Origin of the sequence: Thermodesulfobacterium sp., assembly GCF_030445475.1 — a bacterium.
GTDB lineage: Bacteria > Desulfobacterota > Thermodesulfobacteria > Thermodesulfobacteriales > Thermodesulfobacteriaceae > Thermodesulfobacterium > Thermodesulfobacterium commune.
Genome location: NZ_JASUTP010000001.1, coordinates 56,504 through 80,667, shown reverse-complemented (window position 1 = coordinate 80,667; position 24,164 = coordinate 56,504). Strand labels below are relative to the sequence as shown.

The following is a 24,164-nucleotide window of genomic DNA, read 5'->3' as shown; positions in this document are numbered from 1 at the left end:
AGCAGAAGATGAAATATATAAGCACAAGAGGAGGAATGGAAAAACTTTCTTTTAAGCAGACCGTGTTTGAGGGATTGGCTCCTGATGGTGGTTTGATCATCCCAGAGAAAGTCCCCACACTATCTCCTGAAGAGATAAAACATTTAAGTTCTCTTTCTTACCAAGAACTTGCTTTAAATGTGTTTAGGTACTTTATAGACGATATGCCAGAAGAAGAACTAAAAGAAATCATCGATAGATCTTATCAAACTTTCAGGACTAAAGAGGTTACTCCAGTAGTAAAAGCAGGAGACTTTTATATCTTAGAACTTTTCCATGGACCTACCTGGGCCTTTAAAGATGTAGCGTTGCAGTTTTTAGGAAATCTTTTTGAAAAGCTTTTGTTAGAAACAGGAAAAAAGATAAATATTTTAGGTGCTACTTCAGGAGATACCGGGTCTGCAGCTATATATGGGGTGAGGGGTAAGAAAAACATCGCTATTTTTATCCTCTATCCTTATAAAAGAGTTTCTGAAGTTCAGGCTTTAATGATGAATACTGTGACTGATGAAAATGTTTTTAACTTGGCAATAGAAGGTACCTTTGATGACTGTCAGGCAATAGTGAAAAAAATTTTTATGGACCTTGAATTTAAAAGAAAATACAGACTTACGGCGATTAACTCCATCAACTGGGCCAGGGTTATGGCTCAGATGGTTTATTACTTTTGGGCTTATTTTAGGGTTTGTGAAAAAGAAGGGGTAGAAAAGATAATTTTCTCTGTACCTACAGGAAACTTTGGGGATATTTTTGCTGGTTATTTAGTAAGAAGAATGTTAGGTAACGAAAGAATTCCTAAGCTAATCCTGGCTACCAATGAGAATGATATTTTATATAGGTTTGTAAATTTTGGGGATTATTCCTTAGGCACGGTAAAACCTACTATTAGCCCTTCTATGGATATTCAGGTAGCGAGTAATTTTGAACGCTACCTTTACTACCTTTTAGGAGAGGATCCTGAAAAAACTAAACAGGCTATGGAGAGGTTTGCTTCTGAAAAGGCTTTAAGGTTTGATCAAGAAATGATAGAAAGAATTCAACAAGATTTTATGTCTGACCGGGCTACAGAAGAGGAAATCCTTAGTACGATTAAGACTTTTTATCAAGAAACCGGGTATATTTTAGACCCACATACTGCTGTAGGGGTAAAAGCAGCTAAACGTTTTAAAGAGGATATACCTATAGTTTGCTTGGCTACCGCCCATCCTGCCAAATTTCCTGAAACAGTAAGCAAGGCCTTAGGTTTTGAGTTAGACCTTCCTCTTGAAATTAAAAAGCTTTATCAACTTCCTCAAAAATATGAGGTATTACCTGCTTCAATAAGTAAAGTAAAGGAATTTATTGAGACAAAGGCTGTTTAAAACCTATACACAATGAAGATAAATAAGCTTAAACTGTCTATTGTTTTAGGTTTGTTGAGTTTATTTCTTAGTTGGTATGCAGTAAAAAAGACATATTTTTTTAATGAGTTTTTAGGTTTTTTTCTTTCTCCTTTTTGGAAAGGTGCTACCTATTCTGGAGAAAAAAGCAGGGGTTTTTTAGAAAATTATCTATTTTTGGTAAACTTAAAAAAAGAAAATGAAAAACTTAAAGAAGAAATCTTACTTTTAAAAGCTCAATTGGCTCAATATCAAGAAAGAGAAAGGGTTTACTTAGAGTTAGAAAAATTTTATAAAATTTCCTCTAAGCTTAACTATCCTAAAATAGCCGCACGGGTTATTTATAAACCTTTCGACTACTTTTTTGACCTTATTTTTATAGACAAAGGGAGTAAGGATGGGGTGATGCCTCAGATGCCTGTGTTGGCTATTGCAGGTGGTGAGGCAGTGGCTTTGATAGGGCAGGTGGTTGAGGTGTATAACCATTGGAGTAAGGTTATTTTGATAAACCATCCTTCTTTTGCCGCAGATGTTAAGGTTTTAAGGACCGGAGACCGCGGTATTTTAAGAGGAAGGGCAGAATCTCATCCTTTTGTATATTATCTACCTTCAGATGCCCAGGTACAGGCAGGAGATGAGGTTATTACTTCAGGACAGGACGGTCTTTTCCCTCCAGACCTTTTGGTAGGACAGATAGTTAATGTATATCGAGACCCTGCTCAAAGTGTTTTTAAAATGGCTGAAATAGCTTCTTTGGTAGACCTTTATCGTGTTGATATGGTTTTTGTACTGGCTAAAATTCCTGAGATAAGTTTTTAAAGTTTGAGATGAATCTTATAGAATTTTTTTTTATAGGGATCCCTTTAGTTTTTGTGGTATTTTTTTTAAAAGGTTTTTTACAATCTTTTTTCTTGACTCCTGTAGGTAATCCTTTTTTGAGTATAGCCCTAATTTTTTTAAGCTATAGAAACGTTAATGTTTGGTTATGGGTGTACCTTTTAATTTTAGGCTTTATAAGTGGGATAGAAACCAACCAAGAGATTTTGAACGTAGCGGTTTTTTTTCTTATGGGATTAGTTTTTGATTGGTTTAAAGGATATTTAAACTTAAACAATATTAGAAATAAGCTGTTTTTTTGGGGTATTAACCTGTTAGTTTTTTTTATCATTAAGCTGTTTTTATTTCTTCTTTGGACCGTACCTTTTACCTTTGCTTTCAGTTTTTGGGCTCATCAGATTCAAAAGTTGTTTCACTTTTTTGTGGTTACCTTGGGATGGACTTTAGGGCTTGAATCTTTTCTTAAAGATCTGTTGATTAGAAAAAATGAATAATAGGTGGATGAAGAACAGAACCTTTGTAATTCAAGACTTAAGTAAAGTTAAGCAAAAAATTTTAAAATCTGATTTCTGGGAAAAAAGGGTTCTTTGGGCAAAAGTTTTGTTATTTTTTATCTTAGCGGTTCTTTGGAGTAGGTTTTTTTACTTACAGGTTATAAAACATTCATACTATGTTAAAAAAGCTAAGTCTCGTTCGGTAGTAACCTATACTATTAAAGCTCCGCGAGGTAACATCATCACCACAGATGGGGTAGTAGTAGCTACAAATAAAGCGGTTTTTAATCTATACATAGATGTAGAGGGTATTAAAGATAAAGAGGATGAAGTATTATATAAATTAAGTAAACTTTTAAAAGAAGATTTTGGAAGTCTAAAAGAGCGATTTTACCTTTTAAAAAAAACTTCAATAAGCCGAGTGCTTTTAAAGTCTGATTTACAATGGGATGAAGTGGCTAAAATTATGGTAAGGCTTTACTATTTACCTGGGGTAAGTATAGAAGTAGAGTCAGAGCGGTATTATCCCTATGGAGAAGCTTATTTTCATCTAATAGGTTATGTTTCTAAGATTAACCGAGAGGAGTATCTTAAACTTAAAGATAAAGGATATTCTGTAGAGGATTTGATAGGAAGGCAGGGGTTAGAAAAGGTTTTTGAGGAGGAACTTAAGGGTAAAAATGGATATGTTGAAATCGAAAGAGATGCCTATGGTAGGTTAGGAAGAGTGATTGCCCGTACCGAACCTATAGCTGGAAACGACCTTATTTTAACCATAAACCATAATCTTCAGCTCACAGCCTATGAATTGCTTAAAGGTAAACGAGGGGCCATCGTAGCTCTTTCTCCTTTTGACGGAGGTATTTTGGCGATGGTTAGTGCTCCCTCTGTTGACCCTCAGAAGTTTATTATAGGATTTACTAAGGAAGAATGGCAAGCTATCTCATCTGCTAAAGAAAGCCCTTTTTTAAATAAAGCTCTAAGGGCTTATCCTCCAGGTTCAACCTATAAGGTTATCACTGCTTTAACTGCACTCAGAAAAGGGGTGATAACCAACCCCAGTCAATCTGTTTTTTGTCCAGGATATTTTAATTTTGGTACCAGGACTTTTAAGTGTTGGGAACATCGAGGACACGGAACCGTAGGGTTGATAAAGGCTATAGCGGTTTCCTGCGATGTCTATTTTTATACCTTAGGAACTAAACTTGATGTAGACGATATAGCCAGTGTGTCTAAAGAATTTGGTTTAGGGCAAAAAGCTTTAGGTTGGCCAGAGGAAGACTCTGGCCTTATCCCTGATAGGGAATGGAAAAAGAGAAAGCTAAAACAAGATTGGTTTCAAGGAGAAACGGTTGTTTTATCCATAGGACAGGGATATCTTTTAGTTTCTCCTATACAGTTGGCGAGGCTTTATATGGTTATAGCAAACGGAGGGTTTTTATACCGTCCTTATGTAGTAAAGGCTATCCAAAAGGTAGATGGGACGAAAATAGAATTTCAACCGGTTTTAGAAAGAAAGATAGAAATAAACCCTTTTCACTTAGAATGGATAAGACAAGGTCTTATAGAGGTGGTAAGGTCTGGGACTGCAAGGTCAGCTGCAGTTCCAGGTATAATGGTAGCTGGTAAAACTGGTACTGCTCAGGTTGTTTCTTTGGCTGCTAAGACAAAACACCTTGAACATCACGCCTGGTTTGTAAGCTATGCAGGAAAGGAAACACCAGAGATAGTTAGTACAGTTTTTGTAGAACATGGAGGACATGGAGGAGGGGTAGCTGCACCTCTTGCGAGAGAACTTTACAAGGTATTTTTTAAAATCTCTGCACCTCCTAACCAAGCTTTAGAAGAAGAGAGAGAGGGGATACCAGAAGTTGGAGAAAATTTTACCGGAGAAATAGTTAATCCTTTAGAGGAAGAAAATGCAGGTGAAAAAAGATAATTATAAAGAGGCCATAAAAAGAAATTTAAAGGGTTTTTTAGTGGTTTTATCATTATTTGTTCTAGGGAATATCCATCAGTTTTTTCTTGCTGAAAATGTAGCCTTTTTTATAAAAAATTTATTGTGGCATGTTCTAGGCCTTTCTATCTTTTTCTTTTTGCTTTTCTTTACAGATTATAAAAAGGTGTCTTTCAAAACACTTTGGTATGCTTATTGGTTTTTAAACTTAGTTTTGTTTGTCATGTTAATATTCCATAAGCGTTGGTTAAATTTAGGATTTTTGTCCTTACAACCTTCAGAGTTTGTTAAGTTTATTTTGTTGTGGTTGATAAGTCTATATTTAAGTAGAGAACCTTCTGAAGTAATCCCCCCCAAAAAACTACTTAAGATATTTGGGTTGATTGCTTTGCCCCTTATTTTAATCATGCCGACTGATCTTGACTATGCGTTTATCATGGGAGTGATGTTTTTTTCTTGGTTACTTTTTATTGGAATACCTAAAAGAATTTTTATACTGCTTTTGAGTGGTGTTCTTTTATTTTCTTTTTTGTTTGTTCCTATAGCATGGCAAAAATTAAAGCCTCACCAAAAAGGGAGAATTTATGGATATCTTGAACCTGAAAAGTATGCTAAAACATGGGGATATCAGTTAAACCAGTCTCTTATAGCTATAGGTTCTGGTGGTCTGACAGGACAAAAATTTTATAAAGGTTGGTCTACCCGTTTAGGATATTTACCTGCTAAGCATACCGACTTAGCCTTTGCTGTTTGGGCAGAAACTTGGGGTTTATTAGGGGTTTCAGTTTTTTTAGTGCTTTATGGTTATTTGATTTATTTCGGAATCTGTGTTTCTCAAACTACCAAAGACTGGTTTGGTAAATATTTAAGCTTAGGGGTAAGTTTAATTTTTTTATGGCAATTGTTTTTTAACTTAGGTGGTTGTTCAGGTTTATTACCCATGACTAGTATTCCTTTACCTTTTTTAAGTTACGGTGGTTCTATCACGGTTTCGGTCTATATTTTATTGTATTTGCTATTTAACGTGGCAATAAAAAAGTATTTCTTTAAATAATTTTATTTTTTGTAATGTTTTACAACTTGACTTTTTGAAAATTTATAATACAAATGTAGCTTTAAGATGATTAAAAAAGTTTAGGTAAAGGAGTGGACGAAAGATGATAAACATTGATTTTACGCTTTTTGTTCAAATTGTTGAAGCTTTGATTATGACCTTTATTTTGTATTACATTTTGATTAAACCTGTGATGAATGCTATGCAACAGAGAGAACAACATTTTGCAAGCCTGGAAAAGGAGACACAAGAGCTTTTAAATTCAGCTTCCGAGATTATTAAAAAATATGAAGAAGAACTTGCTAAAGCCAGGGCAGAGGGAGCTCAGAAAAGAGAACTTTTAAAAGAAGAAGCTCGTAAAATCGAAAAGGAGCTTCTTTCTAAGGTGTTGAAAGAAGTAGAAGAATATAAAGCTAGATGGTCTCAAGAATTTACCAATCAACTTGAAGCTATTAGAAAAGATTTGCAAGGCCGTATTGAGATGTTTGCAAGTTTGATTGTTGAAAGAGTTTTAGGGAGGAAGGTATGATAAGGATGAAAGAGATAGTTAGTTTTTTGTTGATCCTTTTGTTAGCTGGAGTTGAGTTGGTTTGGGCGGCTGGGGGAGGAGAAGGTGGTTCTCATGGTGTAACTCCTACCCAGTTAAAAAATCTTTTTTGGTTTACCTTGAATTTTATAGCTTTGGTAGTCATTCTTTATAAGTTTGCTAGAAAGCCTGTAGTGAATATGTTTAAGTCTAGACAAGAGAATATATTGCGTCAGTATAATGAGCTTTTGGAAAAGAAAAGGGAAGCTGAGGCTAAATATTTAGAATTACAAGAAAAGGTTAAAAATCTTGAAAAAGAAGCGCAAGCTATCTATGAAAATTATGTAGCCCAGGGTCTTAAAGAAAAGGAAAGAATCATAGAGGAGGCCAATCTTCAGGCTGAAAGGATTAAGCAGCAGACAGAGCTTTATATTCAACAAGAGATAGAAAAGGCTAAAAACATGTTAAGAGAAGAGGTAGCCGAGGCTGCTGTTAAGTTAGCTGAAGATCTTTTAAGAAAAAGCATAACCGAAGAAGACCAGAAAAAGATTTATAAAGAATTTATAAACGAAATCAGAGGGAGGGTGGTTCATTGAAAGGACTAGTTATAGCCTTAAAGTATGCTAAAGGTTTTTTTGCTGCAGCAAAAGAGTTAGGTAAAACCAAGGAGTTTGGCGAGCAACTCGGAAAGATTAAAGAGTTGCTCGAGTCCATGCCTGAAGTTTTACAAGCTTTACAAAGCCCTATCTACCCCCCTGATTTAAAGATGGAGGTGGTAGAGGAGCTTTTAAAGGCGCTTCAGGTTGAGCCTGAGGTGGAAAGGTTTTTGAGGTTGTTGGTTGAAAAAAGAAGGATCCAGTTGATAAGAGAGATCTTTGCTCTTTATCAAGAGTTGTTAGATGAAGAACTTGGAATAGCGAGAGGGGAAGTTTATACTGCATATCCTTTAACTGAAGAAGAGGTTAAGGAATTGCAGGAAGTTTTGAAGGATTTCCTGAAAAAAGAAGTGGTTTTAGAGCCTAAGCTGGATGAAAGTATTATAGGTGGGGTTAAGGTAAAGGTAGGAGATTTGGTTTTAGATAGCACCATTAAAACTCAGTTGGAAAAATTTAAAGAAATCATAAAAGGAGAGGTGCTGTGATGCAGGGGATAAGGGTGGAGGAGATTAGTGATTTAATTAAAAAAAGAATTGAGGAGTACGAGAAAAAGATAGACTTAAACGAGATGGGTGTAGTTATCTCGGTGGGTGACGGTGTTGCTCGTGTCTTTGGTTTAAGAAATTGTCAGGCTATGGAGCTTATTGAGTTTGTAGAAGCAGGGGAAATGGGAATTGCTCTTAACTTAGAGTTTGACAACGTTGGTATTCCTATTATGGGTGATGCTACTAAGATTAAGGAAGGACAGACTGTAAAAAGAACGGGCAGAATTGCAGAGGTTCCGGTTGGGGAGGCGGTTATCGGAAGGGTGATAGACCCCTTAGGAAGACCACTTGATGGAAAGGGTCCTATACAAGCCAAAGAATTTAGAAGGATAGAGGTTAAAGCTCCAGGTATCATCAAGAGGAAACCAGTGCATGAACCCATGTATACCGGTATCAAAGCTATTGATGCTATGACCCCTGTTGGAAGGGGACAGAGAGAGCTTATCATCGGTGACAGACAAACAGGAAAAACGGCGATTGCTATAGATGCTATTTTAGCTCAAAAAGATTCGGATATTTATTGTATATATGTGGCTATAGGACAGAAAAAATCCAACATAGCTCAGATTATAGAAATCTTACGTAGATATGGGGCTATGGAATACACCACCGTGGTGGTAGCTTCTGCTTCTGATCCAGCTACTTTACAATACATTGCTCCTTATGCTGGTTGTGCCATCGGTGAATACTTCAGAGATACAGGTAGACATGCTTTAATCATATATGATGACCTTTCTAAGCAGGCTAATGCTTATCGTGAGGTCTCACTCCTTTTAAGAAGACCACCTGGACGTGAGGCTTATCCTGGTGACATCTTTTATAACCATTCCAGACTCTTAGAAAGAGCTGCTAAACTGAATGAGAACTATGGTGCAGGTTCTTTAACAGCCTTACCTATTATCGAAACCTTGCAAGGAGACGTTTCTGCCTATATTCCTACCAATGTTATTTCTATTACTGACGGACAAATCTATTTAGAACCTGGTTTGTTCTTTGCTGGTATTCGTCCGGCCATTAACGTAGGTCTTTCGGTTTCTCGAGTAGGTGGTGCTGCTCAAATTAAGGCTATGAAACAAGTTGCAGGAAGGCTAAGACTTGAGCTTGCTCAGTATAGAGAGTTGGCGGCTTTTGCTCAGTTTGGTTCAGAGCTTGATAAGGCTACTCAAAGGATTCTTCACAGAGGTGCCCGGTTGGTAGAGATTCTTAAACAACCTCAATATCAACCTCTTCCAGTAGAAAAACAGGTATGCATTCTTTTTGCTGGAACGAGGGGATTTTTAGATGAAATGCCTTTAGATGTTTTAGGACAGTACGAAAAAGAGCTGTATGAGTTTATTGAAAGTAAATACCCAGAAATTTATAAAGAAATAAGAGAGAAAAAAGAGATCTCTCCAGAGTTAGAACAAAAGATGATGCAAGTTTTTAAAGAGTTTAATGAATTGTTTAAGAAAAACAACAACATCGAGCCTGTTCCTATTCCATAAGGATGGAGGGTTTAGCTGGTTGATAGATAAAGGGGGTAAATATGCCTAACTTAAGGGATATAAGAAAGAAGATAGATGCGGTAAAGAAGATAGGGCAGATCACCAAAGCTATGAACATGGTGGCTTCTGCTAAGCTTCGTTCTATCCAAAGAAGACTTGAGGGTTTTCGTCCCTATAAAAACAAATTTGAAGAAGTAATAACTAACCTTATAAGCTCTGGTGGTATTAACCCCCAGAAAATAGAACTGCTTCAGGTAAGAGAGGTAAAAAAGGTTGGTATTATTTTAGTTACTGCCGATAGAGGGCTTTGTGGTGCGTTTAACTCTATGTTGATAAAAGAAACTGAAAAGATGTTAGCCAAATTTAAAAAAGAAGGTAAAGAAGTAGAGTTAATCTGTGTAGGTAAGAAAGGTGCAAATTATTTTGCCAAAAGGGCACCTATCAAAGAAGCTTATACAGATGTGATGGGTAAAGTGCTTATTCAAGATGCAAGAAAGATAGCTCGTTCGGCTATGAGAGCATTTTTAAATGGTGAGTGGGACGAAGTTTATGTTGTATATGGTTACTTTGTGAACCTTATAAAACAAATTCCTAAAGTAGAAAAGCTTTTACCTTTAAGTTTTGAACCAAAAGAAGCTGAAGAAAAGCCTAAGGTTAGCTATTCTTATATTTATGAACCAGAAGAGGAGGAGCTTTTACCTGAGATTTTACCTCTTTATGTAAACACGGTAGTTTTTGCGGCTATGCTTGAGACGGCAGTCAGTGAACAAGCAGCTCGTATGACAGCTATGGACAATGCTAACAGGGCTTGTGGGGATATGGTAAGGCAATTAACCTTGCTTTTCAACAAAACCAGACAAGCTTCTATTACTAAAGAGTTGATGGACATAGTTGGTGGTGCTGAAGCTATCAAAAAAGGTTAACAAATATTAAAAGCTTTTAGGAGGTTAAAGTATGGCTGAAAAAGTAATAGGAAAGATAGTTCAGGTTATGGGTCCGGTTGTAGACGTTGAGTTCCCTCCGGGACAGGTTCCTAAACTGCTTGATGCATTAAGGGTGACCAACCCAGCTATAGATGATAGAGAGTGGAACTTAGTTTTAGAAGTAGCTCAACAGTTAGGAGATAATGTTGTTCGTTGTATTGCTATGGATACTACCGACGGGCTGAGAAGAGGACAAGAAGTTTGGGCAACCGGAGAGCCTATTAAAGTGCCTGTAGGTAAGGCAACTCTTGGAAGGATTATGAATGTAGTAGGTGATCCTGTGGATGAAGCAGGTCCGATTATTTCTGATAAATATTATCCTATTCACAGACCAGCTCCAGCTCTTACAGAACAAGACGTTACCATCAAGGTTTTGGAAACAGGTGTTAAAGTGTTTGACCTTCTCATTCCTTTCCCTCGTGGTGGAAAGATGGGTACATTTGGTGGAGCAGGTGTGGGCAAGACAGTCGTCATGATGGAAATGATCCATAACATCGCTATGGAACACGGTGGTATTTCTGTTTTCTGTGGTGTTGGAGAAAGGACCCGTGAAGGTAACGACCTTTATTTAGAGATGAAACATTCTGGAGTTATCGATAAAGCTGCATTGGTTTATGGTCAGATGAACGAGCCTCCTGGAGCACGTGCGAGAGTAGGTCTTACAGGGGTTACTGTAGCTGAATATTTTAGAGATGAAGAAGGACAGGACGTGCTTTTGTTTATCGATAACATCTTCCGTTTTACCCAAGCAGGTTCTGAGGTTTCTGCTATTCTTGGAAGAATTCCTTCTGCAGTGGGTTATCAACCTACTTTGGCTACAGACTTGGGAGCTTTACAAGAGAGGATTACCTCTACCAGTAAAGGTTCTATTACCTCTATGCAGTGTGTTTACGTGCCAGCAGACGACTTGACAGACCCAGCACCAGCTACTACCTTCGCTCATCTTGATGGTACGGTGGTTTTGTCCAGACAAATTGCAGAGCTTGGTATCTATCCTGCGGTGGACCCATTAGATTCTCAGTCTCGTATTCTTGATCCTAATGTTTTAGGTTGGGAACACTATATGGTTGCTCGTCAAGTACAACAGGTCTTACAGAGATATAAAGACCTTCAAGACATCATAGCCATCCTTGGCGTTGAAGAACTTTCTGAAGAAGATAAAATCATCGTTGCTCGTGCTAGAAAAATACAAAGGTTTCTTTCTCAGCCTTTCCACGTGGCAGAACAGTTTACAGGTACTCCTGGAAGATATGTAAAACTTGAAGATACCATCAAAGGTTTTAAAGAGATATTAGAAGGAAAACATGACGACCTTCCAGAACAAGCTTTTTATATGGTTGGAACTATAGAAGAAGCAGTAGAAAAAGCTAAGAAGTTACTGGAGGGTTAACGGAGGGATAAATGGCTAAGATTTTACTTGAAATAATAACCCCAGATAGAGTGGTGGTAAGCGAAGAAGTAGACATTGTTACCGCTCCAGGGGTAGTTGGAGAGTTTGGAGTTTTAGCTAACCATGCCCCTATGATAGCGGCGGTGAAGATAGGTCCTCTTCGTTATCGTGTAGGAGATAGAGAAGAATGGGTGGCTATAAGCGGAGGTTTTTGTGAGGTATTTAATAACAAGATAACCTTTTTAGTAGAATCAGCCGAAAGAGCTTACGAAATAGACGTAGAAAGGGCGTTAAGAGCTAAAGAAAGAGCAGAAAAAAGGATTCAACAATATATGGCTCAGGCGGAGAAAATTGATTATGCCAGGGCAAGAGCTGCTCTTCAAAGAGCTTTGACCAGACTTTTGGTAGCAGAAAAAGGAAAAACAGGCGTTCCTCGATAAAAATTTAGACAACTCTATCAATTGAGGCCCCTGAAAACGGTAGGGGCCTCAATTTTTAAAAATTGCAAAAGTCAACATTTCGTGAATTAATTCGCTCTCTTAGAAAGTCTTATACTAGAGAATGTTTACAAAGGTTAAGTCTTATTATTTGCAAACACATAGAAAAATTATCTTTTTATCAAAAAACTCAAAAAATTGTTTACTACTATCCAAAAGACGGTGAAGTGTCTCTTCTTTATTTGATAGGAAAAGGTTTTTTAGAAAAAAAGGTCTATTTACCTAAAACCTGGGTTCAACAAAAAAAACTAACCTTTCATCAAGTTTACAGTTTTTCTGATTTAAGACCAGGACCCTTTGGTTTGTTAGAACCACCGGTTGAACATCCTAAAATAGAATGGGAAGAGATAGAATTGATCTTTGTTCCTGGTTTAGCCTTTGATTTGAAAGGAGGTAGGATAGGTTATGGAGGAGGTTTTTATGACCGGGTTTTGTTTCAAGTAAAAGGTAAAAAAATAGGGGTTGCTTTTTCCTTTCAAGTTTTCAACAAACTTCCTTTAGAACCTCATGATTGTAAGGTAGATTTTTTGGTTACTGAAAAGGGGGTTTTGGTATGCAGTCCTTAAAAGAGGTTTTAAAGAGAAATTATGCAATTTTGCTAGACAACCTACAAAAAGCTTGCTTAAAAGCTGGTAGGTCAATGGATTCAATTCGAGTTCTAGGTGCCTCTAAAGGTCAAAGCCCAGAGAAAATAAAGATTGCTTATGAACTTGGTATAAAACTTTTTGGAGAAAACTATGTACAGGAAGGGGAGAAAAAGATCAAAGAACTTTCTTTCTTAGATATAGAATGGCATTTCATAGGAAGGCTTCAGACCAACAAGGTGAAAAAGGCTTTAAACCTTTTTTCGGTTTTACAGACCTTAGATCGTTATGACTTGGCTAAAGAAATACAAAAACAGGCTGAGAAATTAAACAAATCAGTCCCAGTGCTTATAGAAATAAATATAGGGGAGGAACCAACCAAAGCAGGGATAACCAAAGGTGAGATAGAGGATTTTTTAGAAAAAATAAGTAATTTTAACAGAATTAAAATAATAGGTCTTATGTGTTTACCTCCTTATAAAGAAAATCCCGAAGAAGTAAGGCCTTATTTTGTAGAAATGAGAAAACTTTTTGAAAGGTTGAAACCTTATTTAGGAAACGAATTTAGAGAACTTTCTATGGGAACAAGTCATGATTATACCGTGGCAGTAGAAGAAGGAGCTACTATCATTAGAATAGGAGAAGCTCTTTTTGGTAAAAGAGAGCGTAACCCCTAAGAAAACCTTTTTCCCTGAAAAGAATTCTAAGCTTTTCTTGTTGGTATCAGGATTTTCTTTAGGTCTTTTTTTAGGTTTTTTAGGGATTCCCTGGTGGCTACCTTCTTTAGGTTTGATGCTTTTTTTGGGTTTTTGTTGTTTTTTGTCTAAAGGAAAGAGGTCGTTTAATCTTCTCTTATTCAGTTTTATTCTTATTGGTTCGTTAATTTTTAGCAAAAATTATTGGGAATCTCGTTTAACTTTAAAAGAAGGCAAAGAGTTTGAAAGTTATGTAAGTATAGAAAAGGTGGAACCCTATTTTGGAGGTTATTTTGTCGAAGCCTATGATAAAGAAAAAGGAAGGATTGTGTTTAAAACTGATGGTTTATATTTTAAACCTGGTCAAGAGTGTCTTCTATGGTTCAAACCTAAAAATATACAGGAGTATTCCCTTCCATTCTTTTTTCAGAAGGAATTAAGATTAAAAGCTAAAGGATATGAAAAAGAATTATCCTTTATAAAGGAAAAAGGGTGGGTATGCAGGGATCCTAAGGGTTTTCAAGTAGAGGCTTTAAGGTTTAAACTTTTTCAGTTTTCAGAAAGACTTGACCAAGAGGCCAAAGGTCTTTTTCAAGCTTTGGTTTTAGGAGTAGAAACTAACCTTCCAGAGGAAGTTAAAGAAAGATTAAAAGATCAAGGACTTTACCATCTTTTAGCTATCTCAGGTTTTAATTTAGCTGTGATGTTTTGGTTATTTTACCGTTTTAGCTTTTGGTTGCTTGGTTTTACTCCTGCGGTAAAATGGGGATATCCTTTACAAAATTTAGCTTATATAACAGCCCTTCCAGCAGCTTTTTCTATTCTTGTCTTTTCTGGTTTTTGCCCTTCAGCCTATAGAGCTTTTTTATTTCTTTCTATTTACGTATTTTCTCGATTGTTTTTTCGAAGAACCTCAGGTTTAATCATCCTATTTATTACCGTAGGAGTTCTTCTTATTTTACAACCTTACTTGATAGGTAACTTTTCGTTTTTACTTTCTTTTATGGCTACTTTAGGCTTAATTTTAGGTGATAGGTTTTATAGGTTTTATTTTTTTGATTTTTTAAATAGAGTTTTATCCTCTGATAGGTGGTACCATCGGTTTTTAAACTGGATAATTTATTCTTCTTGGATTTCTGTGGTAGTAAGTATATTACTTATGCCTTTTATCTTTGCCATAAACGGAAAATTCCCTATATGGACGGTTTTTAACAATCTATTAGCAGGTGTTTTTTGGAGTTTTATTTTTATCCCTGGATGCATCTTAGTAGCTTTTTTTTCTTTCATTTTACCAGACATAGCCTTAGTTTTAGGTAATTTTATAGGAAAAATTTTTTGCTTATATAGCTACTTACCTTTTTGGGAAGGCTATCTAACTTTAAACTTACCTTTAAACCTTTTTTGTTGGTTATGGTTAAGCTTTATTATTTTTATAGGTATTGTCTGGTATTTTGGTTCTAAAAAGGTTTCTCTGATTTGTTTGTTAAGTTTTTCATTATTTGTGATAGTTGTTGATACTCTGTACAAAAGAGCAAGTTACTTTCTTGTTTTAGATGTAGGAAGAGCAAATGCCATGGTTTTTAAGTCTAAAGATAAGTATATCATGATAGATACAGGGCCCAATTTTGATACTAACTCTTCAGCGAGTGAAGGGTTTAATTGGACGAAGTTTTATTTAGAGCCTACTTTAAGAAAACTTGGGATTTCAAGAATAGAACTGTTAATAATCTCTCATCCTGACCTTGACCACAGCGGAGGGTTTAACACCCTGAAAAAAAATTTTTTGATAAAAAGAGAAGTTACTGGAAAGTTTAACTCACAAGACTGGGAAAAGGTAAATTTACTTTATCCTTTAGAAGAGATTTCTTCTCCTCAGAGTTTAAAAATAGGAGAGACAGAAGTTTTTCTTTTCCCTGGAGCTGAATCTTACGAAGATCTTAACCGAGAAAGTGTGGTTGTAGTTTTAGAACACGGAGGTTTGACCATTTTTTGCCCTGGCGATATAGACGTAGAGCGGTTTTATAGGTTAAAAGAAGAGGGTAGGGTTTTTCCAGCTGAGGTGCTGATTTCTCCTCATCATGGTTCAAAAAAGGGGATAAATCAGGAGGTTTTAAGTTGGCTAAAACCTAAAGTGGTTTTAACGTCAGGTAGAGGACCTTATCATCCACACCCAGAAGTTAAATTATTACTTGAAACACAAGGTATTCCTCATTTTTCTACTGCGGAAGAAGGAACTCTTTATGTTTTTCCAAAAGATGATTATTTTATATTATGTTTAGAAAAAACAAGAAGAACAAATTTTGAGGTTAAGATGTTTTTCCCTCTAATTCCGTACTATATAAGTCATGATTCTTGTAAAACCTTTAGTTATCATAGATATGGGGAATTAAACTAAAACTTCAGGAGAAGGTTATGGTATCTAAAAGTTACGAAACTTTTGAACATGGAGCAGACATAGGGATAAGAGGTTATGGAAAGACCTTAGAAGAGGCTTTTTCTAATTTGATAAAGGCCCTTTTTAGCTTGATTGGAGAAGAAGTAGACTTTAATAAAGTAGCAGCTGATCAAAGGGTAGGGATAGAGGTAGAGGCAGATTTTTTAGAGGAACTGGTGGTGATTTTTATCAATAAAGTGTTAAGTTTGTTTGCTTTAGAAAATATCTTTTTTAAAGAATTTAAAGGTAAAATATGGGAAAGTGATCAGAGAGTAAGGTTAGAGGGGACGTTATTAGGAGAAAAATATTCTCCAGAAAAGTTTGGGTATGGGGTTGAGGTAAAAGGAGCTACTTTTACTTTAGCTAAGGTAGAGAAAAATGGTGATCTTTGGGTAGCTCAATGTGTGGTAGATGTATGAATCTTGATAAAAATTTAGTTAAAGGGATGATGTATGGCTAAAATACTTATTGTAGGAAGACCTAATGTAGGTAAATCTACGCTTTTTAATACTCTTATCGGGGAAAAAAAGGCTATAGTTGAACGAACCCCTGGTGTTACCCGAGACTTGGTAGAAGGATATCTTGAGTTAAAAGAAGGAAAAGGAGTAAAATTAATTGATACAGGGGGTATAGAATGGGGGGGGAAGGAGTTTTTTAGTGAAGTTATCAAAAAGTTGGTAGACCAGGCTTTGGAAGAAGCAGATTTAGTTCTTTTTGTTGTGGATGCTAAACAGGGATTGACTGAAGGAGACAAGGTTATCGCGGAATATTTGAGAAAAAAAGATAAAAAGATTTTGTTAGTAATAAACAAAGTAGAAGCCAAGGAAGATCAAGAGAGGGTTTTTGAATTTTATTCTTTAGGTTTTCCAGAGATTATTTCTATTTCTGCTAAAAACAAAAAAAATATTACTGAATTAAAAAATTTAATAGAAAGGCAGTTAGAAGGATCTATAGAAGAAATACCTCAAGAAGAGCCAATAAAGATAGCGATTCTTGGAAGACCAAATGTAGGGAAAAGTACGCTTATCAACCGTTTGGTAGGATATGAAAGGGTAATTGTATCTGAAATTCCTGGGACTACGAGAGATTGTGTAGATGTAAGGTTAAGTTTACCTACTGGAGAAAGTGTTTTGTTGATAGACACTCCAGGAATAAGAAGGAGAACCAGATTAGAAGAGAGAGTAGAAAAATTTGCTGTAGATAAGGCTTTACATACTATCGAAAAAGTAGATGTGGTACTTATGATGATTACTGCAGAGGAAGGAATAACCAACCAAGACCAGCGTTTGTTAAGACAGGTATATAAGCATCACAAAGCGTGTATCCTTTTAGTAAATAAATGGGACCTTTTTGATAAAAAGAGAGAGGCTGGAAATCTGGTTTTAGAAAATATAAAATATGGAGTAAGGTTTATGCCTTGGCTTCCTATTCTTACCATTTCAGCCAAAACCGGAAGAAGAGTAAAGGAAATTTGGAGTGTTTTAAAGGAAATAATGGAACAATATAGTTCAAGGGTAAACACCGCTCAGGTGAATAGACTTTTGGAGTACCTAAAAGAGAACTATAATTTTTCGATAAAAGGGAAAAAGCTTAAATTTTATTATGCTACTCAAACAGACACAAAGCCTCCTACCTTTGTAGTTTTTATCAATTTTGACCCAGAAGAGGTGCCTAAAAGCATAGAAAAGTTTATCAGAAACAGTTTTCAAAAACATCTGAACTTTGATAAAGTTCCTATTAAAGTGGTTTTTAGGCTAAGGAGTTGAATTGGTAGAGGAAATAGGTTGGACTTGGGAGGTTTCTTTAGGTGGTTGGTAATGTATGACTAAGCTTATTCTTCTGTTTCTTGGGTCAAAGGGATTATCCTTTATTAAAGGGAAGTTGTCTGCATATCCTACTACTTTTTTTATTTTTTCTGGAGAAAATCCGTTTTTTTCTAACTCTAACATGGCTGAAAGGGCTCTGGCAGTAGAGAGTTCCCAGTTTCCTAATTTTCCTCTTCTTGAAGGGACAGCGTCTGTATGTCCTTCTATGGTTATGGTTCCAGAAACGTTTTTTAACTCCTGGGCTAAGGTTTGTAAGATAGCCTTAGCAGTAGGAGTTAACTCAGCACTACCGCTCTGGAATAAAGGTTGATTGGTAAGTTCTACAATTTCTATACGGATGATTTTTTCTTTTTCTGAAATTTCTATTAAAATATGTTCTTTAAGAGACTTTAGTCTTGTTTCTACGATTTTTTTTATCTTTTCTTCTTCTTTTCTTAGGTCAAACTTGGCCTCAGGCATAAGTCCACTATATTCACTTTTTAATGTGCCTTTTCGGTAATACTCCATAAGCATACTTACACCAGCCTTTTCAAAAATGTTAAACTTTCTAAAATAGGCTGCAACCTGAGCCTTCTGTTTTGGTTCCATGATACTTACCAGCCACATCAAAAGAAAAAAAGTCATCATCCCTGCTAAAAAGTCTGCATAGGCAATCTTCCAGGAACCTCCGTGATGCCCTCCGACTATTTTTTTAACCTTTTTGATGATTATAGGAGGAGTGGTCATGGTTTATTTGTTATTTTTTACCTTTCATAAGGTTTTCAAGTTCTTCAAAAGATGGTCTCATATGAGGGGATATGGATCTCCTGGCAAATTCAACCGCTATTTGAGGGGCTCCACCTCCTATAAAATAAACGATAGCGGTTTTGATGACGTTAAGATATTCTTTTTCTTGATTGCAAAAAAACTCCAATTTTTGGACAAGAGGGGTTAAAAATCCATAACAGGTTAAGATACCGATAAACGTACCTGCAAGCGCTATAGAAAGATGATGACCCAAAACTTCAGGTGGCTCATCAATCTTTCCCATCGTTAAGATTATACCTAAAACTGCAGCCACCAAACCTAAACCTGGCATAGAGTCTGCAAGTTTTTCAAGACGGTGTACCGGTTCTAAATTCTCATGGTGGATGATTTCTATCTCATTTTCTAAAAGGGCTTCTAACTCAAAATGTGTGATGTTGGTGGTTAAAATAGAACGAAAAGTGTTTCTAATAAAGTCTAAGGCGTGATGATTAGCAAGAACCTTAGGATAGCTTGAAAAGATTTTACTTGCCTCTGGGTTTTCAATGTCCTGCTCGATCGAGATTAAACCTTCTTTTTTTATCTTTCTAAAAATATCGTTTAAAAGAAGTAGTAGGTCTATAAAATCTTGTTTTTCATAAATTTGGGGTTTAGTAAGCGCTTTGATAGAATATTGGATAGCCCCTTTTAAAGCAGGTTGGGTTGAAGCTGCTAATAAGGCTCCTCCTGCTGCCCCAAAGATGATTAACCATTCGACCGGTTGTATAAGAACTGAAAAGTTACCATGTTCTAAGGCATAACCACCAAATACACATATTATAACTACAATAAAACCTACTATAGAAGGCATTTAGATTTCCCTCATCTCTCTAATGATTTCTCTTTCCTTTTGTAGAATAAAAAAACCTATCTTTTCTCTGATGTCTTTGGTTAGGTTGACAAACTCCACAGCGACTTCAAACTTACCCTCTACAGGTTTACATCTGACTACCTTGCCATAAAGATAAAAACCTACAGGCTGATAAAGGTCTAATACTGTTTTTATTTCTACAAAATCGTTTATCTCAAAAGGTTCTTGGCTAATAAATCTTAGACCTTTTTCATTTAAGTTTACTTTTTTATAAGGGAGTTTGTTAAATCCTTCTTTTTCTCGAGACATAAGGTTGATTAAATAATCAAGCTTTGCATTAATTAACTTTAACCAAGAATTTAACGCTTCATCTATGGTATCTTTAACAGGAATGTAGGAAAAAACAGAAGTATCTCCTACCACATGAGCTATTCTGTTTTCTATCTCAGAGGGGTCTAACTTTGTCACTTCTAATGGAATTACCACATCTATTCTTACGGCTTCTCTGCCCATAAATCCTCTGAAAAGATTTTATAAAATAAATCGGAAAGATTTCAAAAAACTTTAAAAATCCCCCTTTTGGGGACCAAATTTTTTTAATTTTGAAATTATATAGTTAATTTTTAGGGTTGACAAGACGGAAAAATTAGTATAATAGTTTATTTAAAAATCAAAAATAAAATTTTAGGAGGTGACCTTATGCATCATCAAATTTATGTGGTAGGGCACAAAAAACCTGATACTGATTCTGTGGCTTCTGCTATAGTGTTTGCTTATCTTTTAAACGCTTGGAAAAAAGCAGGCTGTAAAATCATGAAGGTAGAAAAGGAAGCCGTGCCTGTCATTCAGGGAGAACCTAATGCAGAAACAAAGTTTGTCTTAGAAAAATTTGGGATAGCAGTGCCTGAGATTATGACGGATGGAGAAGGCAAGACTATTGCTCTAATAGATCACTCTGATAAGGTTCAAAGTGTTGATAACATAGACAAGGCAGAAATAGTAGCCGTGGTTGATCATCACAAAATAGGAGATGTAACCACCCCTAATCCAATATTTTTTGTTAACTTCCCGGTAGGTTGTACTGCTACTGTTTTGAAATTTCTTTTTGATAAAACCGGTGTTGAAATTCCTAAAGAAATGGCTGGTCTTATGCTTGCAGCCATTTTAAGTGATACTGTTGTTTTTAAGTCTGCTACCACCACCGAGGCTGACAAAGAAGCAGCTGAAGCTTTAGCCAAGATCGCTGGGATAGAAGATATCGTAAGCTTCGGTGTAGAAGTAAAGTCCAAACTTTCTGATGTCTCTGGAATGTCTGCCAAAGACATCATCATGAGAGACTTCAAAGACTACAACATGAGTGGTAAAAAAGTGGGAGTAGGACAGATCGAGTTGATTGATTTAAAGACTATAGAACATAGGTTTGATGAAATCTATGATGAGCTTAACAAGATTAAGGTCGAAGGGGCTTATCATTCTGTGGTGTTGATGTTAACAGACATCATGAAGGAAGGTACTGAGTTGATGGTTATCACAGACGAACCAAAGATCATTGAGATTACTTTTGGGAAGAAATTAGAAGGAAAAAGCGTGTGGTTACCAGGTGTTATGAGTAGAAAGAAAGAAGTGGTACCACCTTTAGAAAAAACTTTTGCTAACCTCTAAGATAAGACCGAGGGGAGGGGGTCTTCCCTCCCTTATTCTATTTTTAAGCTAATGTCTACCGCTCTAACCGAATGGGTTAAACTCCCAGATGAGAGATAATCAACCTCAAGTTTGGCAAAATACTCAATGTTATCTAAATTAATTCCTCCCGAGACCTCTATTTTAAGGTTAGGGTTGTATTGCTTGATAAGATCTTTTGCTTTCTGGACATTTTCTGGGGTAAAGTTATCTAAAAGAACTACATCTATAGGTGCTTTGGCTTTCAGTAAAAACTCTAACTCTTCTAAAGATTTTACCTCTATTTCTACTTTTAGGTAATGAGGTAAAGTTTTAAGTACTTGAGGGATTTTTTCTATTCCTCCTAAAACTTTGATATGATTATCCTTTATGAGAATACCGTCAGAAAGAGAGAAACGATGATTTTGTGCCCCTCCTACCTTAACCGCATACTTTTGTAAAACCTTTAAGCCAGGAAGGGTTTTTCTCGTATCAAGCAGAATTGTTTTATATGGGCTAAGTTTTTTTACCATCTTTCGGGTATAAGTGGCAATCCCAGAAAGATGTTGAAAAAGGTTGAGAACTACCCTTTCTGCTTTTAGTATACTTTTTACCCTTCCTTCTACTACTCCTATTTTAGTATAGGGTTCTACTTCTTGACCATCTTGGTAGTGCCAAAAGGTTTTTATTTCTGGGTCGATAAATGCAAACCCTTCTTCTACCACCAACGTACCACATACTACCATAGGTTCTTTGGCTAAAAAATAAGCTTTTACTATAGGGTTTTCTTTTATAACCAATTCTGTGGTTAAATCATAAAAAGGAATATCCTCTTCAAAAGCTTTAGCTAAAAGATTTTTAATTTTCCATTTTTCAAGCATTTTTTGCTTAATCCTCTGGAAAAATTAAATAAAAGTCTTAATTTTTATCATAACTTAAAATGGTAAGATGTAAAGTGTGCTAATTTTGGGAGGTGATCTTATATGGAAGAGATTAAAGAAAAGGAACAAAGTCTAGAAGAAAAAGAACAAAATTTAAAAGAAAATCTTGAAACACAAGAAGAGACTAAAACTAAAGAGGAAGAAGAAATTAAATACTGGAAGGATTTAGCTTTAAGATATGCAGCTGAAATAGAAAATCTTAAAAAAAGTCTTAAAAGAGAAAAAGAAGAATATTATAAATTTGCCTTAGAAAACTTTTTTAAAGAGATTTTACCTGCTATAGATAATTTAGAAAGAGCCTTAGAGGCTTTTTCTACCACGCAAAATATAGAGGCTTTAAAACAAGGGGTTGAGTTAACTTTTAAATATTTAGTTTCTACCCTTGAAAAATTTGGGCTAAAGCAAGTAGTCCCAGCTGTAGGAGAACCTTTTCATCCTCTTTATCATGAAGCTCTTTCTACAGAGGTTCATCCGGAAGTTCCTTCTGGAGCTATCACCAAGGTATATCAAAAAGGTTATACCTTACATGATAGGTTAATAAGACCAGCTTTAGTTTGTGTGTGTATGGGGAAAAAGGAAGAACAAAAAACTACTGAAGAAAGACCAGAAGAAACAGAAGAAGAAAATATAGTGGAAAACGAATAAAAAATTAAAAGGAGGGTTGAAAAATGAGCAAGGTACCTATAGTAGGTATTGACCTTGGAACTACTAACTCTTGTGTTGCCATATTTGAGGGTGGTGAACCCAAGGTAATCCCTAACAGAGAAGGGACAAGGACTACACCTTCGGTGGTAGCTTTCCAAGAAAACGGAGAAATATTGGTGGGTCTTCCTGCTAAAAGGCAGGCCATCATCAATGCAGAAAACACCATTTTTGGAATTAAGAGATTGATGGGTAGAAAGTTTAACGATCCGGTGGTACAGGAATGGAAAAAAAGAGTTCCTTATAAGATAGTAGAAGCTCCTAACGGAGATGCACATGTAGAAATAAGAGGAAAACGGTATAGTCCTCCTGAGATTTCAGCCATGATTCTTAGGAAGATTAAGCAGGATTTAGAAGAGTATTTAGGCCAGGAAGTAAAAGATGTGGTAATTACTGTTCCTGCTTATTTTGATGACAGTCAAAGACAGGCAACCAAAGATGCAGGTAGAATTGCAGGTTTAAACGTTATCAGAATTATCAATGAGCCTACAGCTGCTTGCTTAGCTTACGGACTTGAAAAGAAAAAAGAAGGTTTGATTGCTGTTTTTGACCTTGGAGGAGGAACGTTTGATATCTCTATCTTAGAAATAGGAGATGGTGTATTTGAAGTTAAGTCAACCTCTGGAGATACCTTTTTAGGTGGTGAAGATTTTGATATGCGAATAGTAGACTACATCGCAGAAGAGTTTAAGAAAGAGCATGGGATAGACCTAAGACAGGATAAAATGGCTTTACAAAGGTTAAAAGAAGCTGCTGAAAAGGCTAAAATTGAGCTTTCAAGCACCTTAGAGACTGAGATAAACCTTCCTTTTATTACCGCTGATGCCTCAGGACCTAAACATTTGGTAATGAAGTTAACCAGGGCAAAGCTTGAAAGTTTAGTAGAGGATTTGATAGAAAGATTAGAAGAACCCTGTCGTATTGCCATGAAAGATGCAGGAATTACTCCTAAGGATATAAGTGAGGTTATTTTAGTTGGTGGTATGACCCGTATGCCAAGGGTTCAACAAAAGGTAAAAGAAATCTTTGGAAAAGAGCCGGTGAAAGGTGTTAACCCAGATGAAGTGGTGGCTATGGGTGCTGCCATTCAGGCTGGAGTATTAAAAGGAGAGGTAAAGGATGTGCTTCTTTTAGACGTAACTCCTCTTTCTTTGGGAATTGAAACCTTGGGAGGTGTTTTTACAGTTATCATACCGAGAGGTACCACCATTCCTACTAGAAAGAGTCAGATTTTTACCACAGCTACCGATAATCAGACAGCAGTTACCATTCATGTTTTGCAAGGAGAAAGGCCTTTGGCTAAAGACAACAAGAGTATCGCAAAATTTGACCTGGTAGGTATACCTCCTGCTCCAAGAGGAGTACCCCAGATAGAGGTTACTTTTGACATAGACGCAGATGGTATCTTACATGTTACTGCTAAAGACTTAGGCACCGGGAAAGAACAGTCTATCGTGGTAAGACCTACTTCAGGGTTAAGTGAAGAGGAAATCCAGAGAATTATTAAAGAGGCAGAACAGTTTGCAGAAGAAGACAGAAGAAAAAAAGAGCTTGCCGAAGCTCGCAACCAGGCAGACAGTCTTATCTATTCTGTAGAAAAAACCTTAAGAGAATTAGGAGACAAGGTCTCAGAACCTCTTAAAAAAGAAGTAGAAGAAAAGATAGCTCAACTAAAGAAGGCTATGGAAGGGGAGGACATAAACGAAATAAGAAGGGCAAGCGATGAATTAACCCAGGCTTCTTATAAACTTGCAGAGATGCTTTACAGAGAAAAAACTTCTTATACATCTCAAGAAGGTTCTCAGAAAAAAGGTGGAGATGATGTGATAGACGCTGATTTCGAAGAAATGAAATAAACTTGGGAAAAGGGGGCTTTTTAGCCTCCTTT

General features: G+C 36.2%; 24 protein-coding genes. 20 read left to right on the top strand and 4 right to left on the bottom strand.

The window, feature by feature from the left end:
• The first annotated feature begins 8 nt into the window (after positions 1 to 8).
• The 17 genes from thrC (at position 9) to der (ending at position 17,320) form a co-directional block, all read left to right on the top strand.
• Positions 9 to 1,400, top strand: coding sequence for a threonine synthase (thrC, locus tag PWP26_RS00435; RefSeq protein ID WP_038063344.1), 1,392 nt, complete (start codon positions 9 to 11; stop codon positions 1,398 to 1,400).
• Between the two features lie 12 nt (positions 1,401 to 1,412).
• Positions 1,413 to 2,237, top strand: a complete 825-nt coding sequence (gene mreC / locus PWP26_RS00430; protein ID WP_038063346.1) for a rod shape-determining protein MreC — start codon at positions 1,413 to 1,415, stop codon at positions 2,235 to 2,237.
• Positions 2,238 to 2,245: 8 nt separating this feature from the next.
• Positions 2,246 to 2,749 carry a hypothetical protein gene (locus tag PWP26_RS00425; protein WP_273010386.1) on the top strand — a complete coding sequence of 168 codons (504 nt, stop codon included), beginning with the start codon at positions 2,246 to 2,248 and terminating at the stop codon, positions 2,747 to 2,749.
• Positions 2,750 to 2,756: 7 nt separating this feature from the next.
• Positions 2,757 to 4,688, top strand: coding sequence for a penicillin-binding protein 2 (mrdA, locus tag PWP26_RS00420; RefSeq protein WP_301398743.1), 1,932 nt, complete (start codon positions 2,757 to 2,759; stop codon positions 4,686 to 4,688).
• Positions 4,669 to 5,760, top strand: a complete 1,092-nt coding sequence (locus tag PWP26_RS00415; RefSeq protein WP_038063351.1) for an FtsW/RodA/SpoVE family cell cycle protein — start codon at positions 4,669 to 4,671, stop codon at positions 5,758 to 5,760. Before mrdA ends, PWP26_RS00415 begins: the two co-directional genes overlap by 20 nt.
• A 103-nt stretch (positions 5,761 to 5,863) precedes the next feature.
• On the top strand, positions 5,864 to 6,289 hold the full coding sequence (locus PWP26_RS00410; RefSeq protein ID WP_273010389.1) for an ATP synthase F0 subunit B: 426 nt from the start codon (positions 5,864 to 5,866) through the stop codon (positions 6,287 to 6,289).
• Positions 6,286 to 6,882 carry a F0F1 ATP synthase subunit B gene (gene atpF / locus PWP26_RS00405; protein ID WP_038063356.1) on the top strand — a complete coding sequence of 199 codons (597 nt, stop codon included), beginning with the start codon at positions 6,286 to 6,288 and terminating at the stop codon, positions 6,880 to 6,882. Before PWP26_RS00410 ends, atpF begins: the two co-directional genes overlap by 4 nt.
• Entirely contained in the window at positions 6,879 to 7,427 is a 549-nt protein-coding gene (gene atpH, locus PWP26_RS00400; protein WP_038063358.1) for an ATP synthase F1 subunit delta, read from the top strand. Before atpF ends, atpH begins: the two co-directional genes overlap by 4 nt.
• Positions 7,427 to 8,971: a F0F1 ATP synthase subunit alpha gene (atpA, locus tag PWP26_RS00395; RefSeq protein WP_038063362.1), complete on the top strand. Its 1,545-nt coding sequence runs from the start codon at positions 7,427 to 7,429 to the stop codon at positions 8,969 to 8,971. The genes atpH and atpA overlap by 1 nt, the downstream gene beginning before the upstream one ends.
• A gap of 41 nt (positions 8,972 to 9,012) precedes the next feature.
• On the top strand, positions 9,013 to 9,894 hold the full coding sequence (atpG, locus tag PWP26_RS00390; RefSeq protein ID WP_038063365.1) for an ATP synthase F1 subunit gamma: 882 nt from the start codon (positions 9,013 to 9,015) through the stop codon (positions 9,892 to 9,894).
• Between the two features lie 31 nt (positions 9,895 to 9,925).
• Positions 9,926 to 11,344: a F0F1 ATP synthase subunit beta gene (atpD, locus tag PWP26_RS00385; protein WP_287567577.1), complete on the top strand. Its 1,419-nt coding sequence runs from the start codon at positions 9,926 to 9,928 to the stop codon at positions 11,342 to 11,344.
• An 11-nt stretch (positions 11,345 to 11,355) separates the two neighbouring features.
• On the top strand, positions 11,356 to 11,784 hold the full coding sequence (locus tag PWP26_RS00380) for a F0F1 ATP synthase subunit epsilon (RefSeq protein WP_038063371.1): 429 nt from the start codon (positions 11,356 to 11,358) through the stop codon (positions 11,782 to 11,784).
• A 62-nt stretch (positions 11,785 to 11,846) separates the two neighbouring features.
• On the top strand, positions 11,847 to 12,407 hold the full coding sequence (locus tag PWP26_RS00375) for a 5-formyltetrahydrofolate cyclo-ligase (RefSeq protein ID WP_038063374.1): 561 nt from the start codon (positions 11,847 to 11,849) through the stop codon (positions 12,405 to 12,407).
• Positions 12,395 to 13,102, top strand: a complete 708-nt coding sequence (locus PWP26_RS00370; protein WP_301398742.1) for a YggS family pyridoxal phosphate-dependent enzyme — start codon at positions 12,395 to 12,397, stop codon at positions 13,100 to 13,102. The genes PWP26_RS00375 and PWP26_RS00370 overlap by 13 nt, the downstream gene beginning before the upstream one ends.
• Positions 13,077 to 15,515 (top strand): ComEC/Rec2 family competence protein, encoded by a 2,439-nt coding sequence (locus PWP26_RS00365; protein WP_301398741.1) that lies wholly within the window; start codon positions 13,077 to 13,079, stop codon positions 15,513 to 15,515. The genes PWP26_RS00370 and PWP26_RS00365 overlap by 26 nt, the downstream gene beginning before the upstream one ends.
• A 17-nt stretch (positions 15,516 to 15,532) precedes the next feature.
• Entirely contained in the window at positions 15,533 to 15,973 is a 441-nt protein-coding gene (locus tag PWP26_RS00360; protein ID WP_038063383.1) for an archease, read from the top strand.
• Between the two features lie 33 nt (positions 15,974 to 16,006).
• Entirely contained in the window at positions 16,007 to 17,320 is a 1,314-nt protein-coding gene (gene der, locus PWP26_RS00355; protein ID WP_287567574.1) for a ribosome biogenesis GTPase Der, read from the top strand.
• Here der and PWP26_RS00350 read toward each other — a convergent pair.
• Genes PWP26_RS00350 through PWP26_RS00340 form a run of 3 tightly spaced genes read right to left on the bottom strand, consistent with a single transcriptional unit; the run spans position 17,309 to position 19,487 of the window.
• Positions 17,309 to 18,106 (bottom strand): OmpA family protein, encoded by a 798-nt coding sequence (locus PWP26_RS00350; protein ID WP_273010393.1) that lies wholly within the window; start codon positions 18,104 to 18,106, stop codon positions 17,309 to 17,311. The genes der and PWP26_RS00350 overlap by 12 nt on opposite strands.
• 10 nt (positions 18,107 to 18,116) lie before the next feature.
• Positions 18,117 to 18,974 carry a flagellar motor stator protein MotA gene (gene motA, locus PWP26_RS00345; protein WP_287567573.1) on the bottom strand — a complete coding sequence of 286 codons (858 nt, stop codon included), beginning with the start codon at positions 18,972 to 18,974 and terminating at the stop codon, positions 18,117 to 18,119.
• Positions 18,975 to 19,487, bottom strand: coding sequence for a PilZ domain-containing protein (locus tag PWP26_RS00340; protein ID WP_287567572.1), 513 nt, complete (start codon positions 19,485 to 19,487; stop codon positions 18,975 to 18,977).
• 186 nt (positions 19,488 to 19,673) lie between these two features.
• On the opposite strand from PWP26_RS00340, the gene PWP26_RS00335 reads away from it, so the two are divergent.
• Positions 19,674 to 20,636, top strand: coding sequence for a manganese-dependent inorganic pyrophosphatase (locus PWP26_RS00335; protein WP_038063393.1), 963 nt, complete (start codon positions 19,674 to 19,676; stop codon positions 20,634 to 20,636).
• Positions 20,637 to 20,668: 32 nt separating this feature from the next.
• On the opposite strand, the gene nadC is transcribed toward PWP26_RS00335, so the two are convergent.
• Positions 20,669 to 21,514 carry a carboxylating nicotinate-nucleotide diphosphorylase gene (gene nadC / locus PWP26_RS00330; RefSeq protein WP_301398740.1) on the bottom strand — a complete coding sequence of 282 codons (846 nt, stop codon included), beginning with the start codon at positions 21,512 to 21,514 and terminating at the stop codon, positions 20,669 to 20,671.
• Between the two features lie 102 nt (positions 21,515 to 21,616).
• Here nadC and grpE point away from each other — a divergent pair, with 102 nt between their 5' ends.
• Positions 21,617 to 22,219 carry a nucleotide exchange factor GrpE gene (gene grpE, locus PWP26_RS00325; protein ID WP_301398738.1) on the top strand — a complete coding sequence of 201 codons (603 nt, stop codon included), beginning with the start codon at positions 21,617 to 21,619 and terminating at the stop codon, positions 22,217 to 22,219.
• A 23-nt stretch (positions 22,220 to 22,242) separates the two neighbouring features.
• Positions 22,243 to 24,132, top strand: a complete 1,890-nt coding sequence (gene dnaK, locus PWP26_RS00320) for a molecular chaperone DnaK (RefSeq protein WP_038063402.1) — start codon at positions 22,243 to 22,245, stop codon at positions 24,130 to 24,132.
• The last annotated feature ends 32 nt before the right edge of the window (positions 24,133 to 24,164 follow it).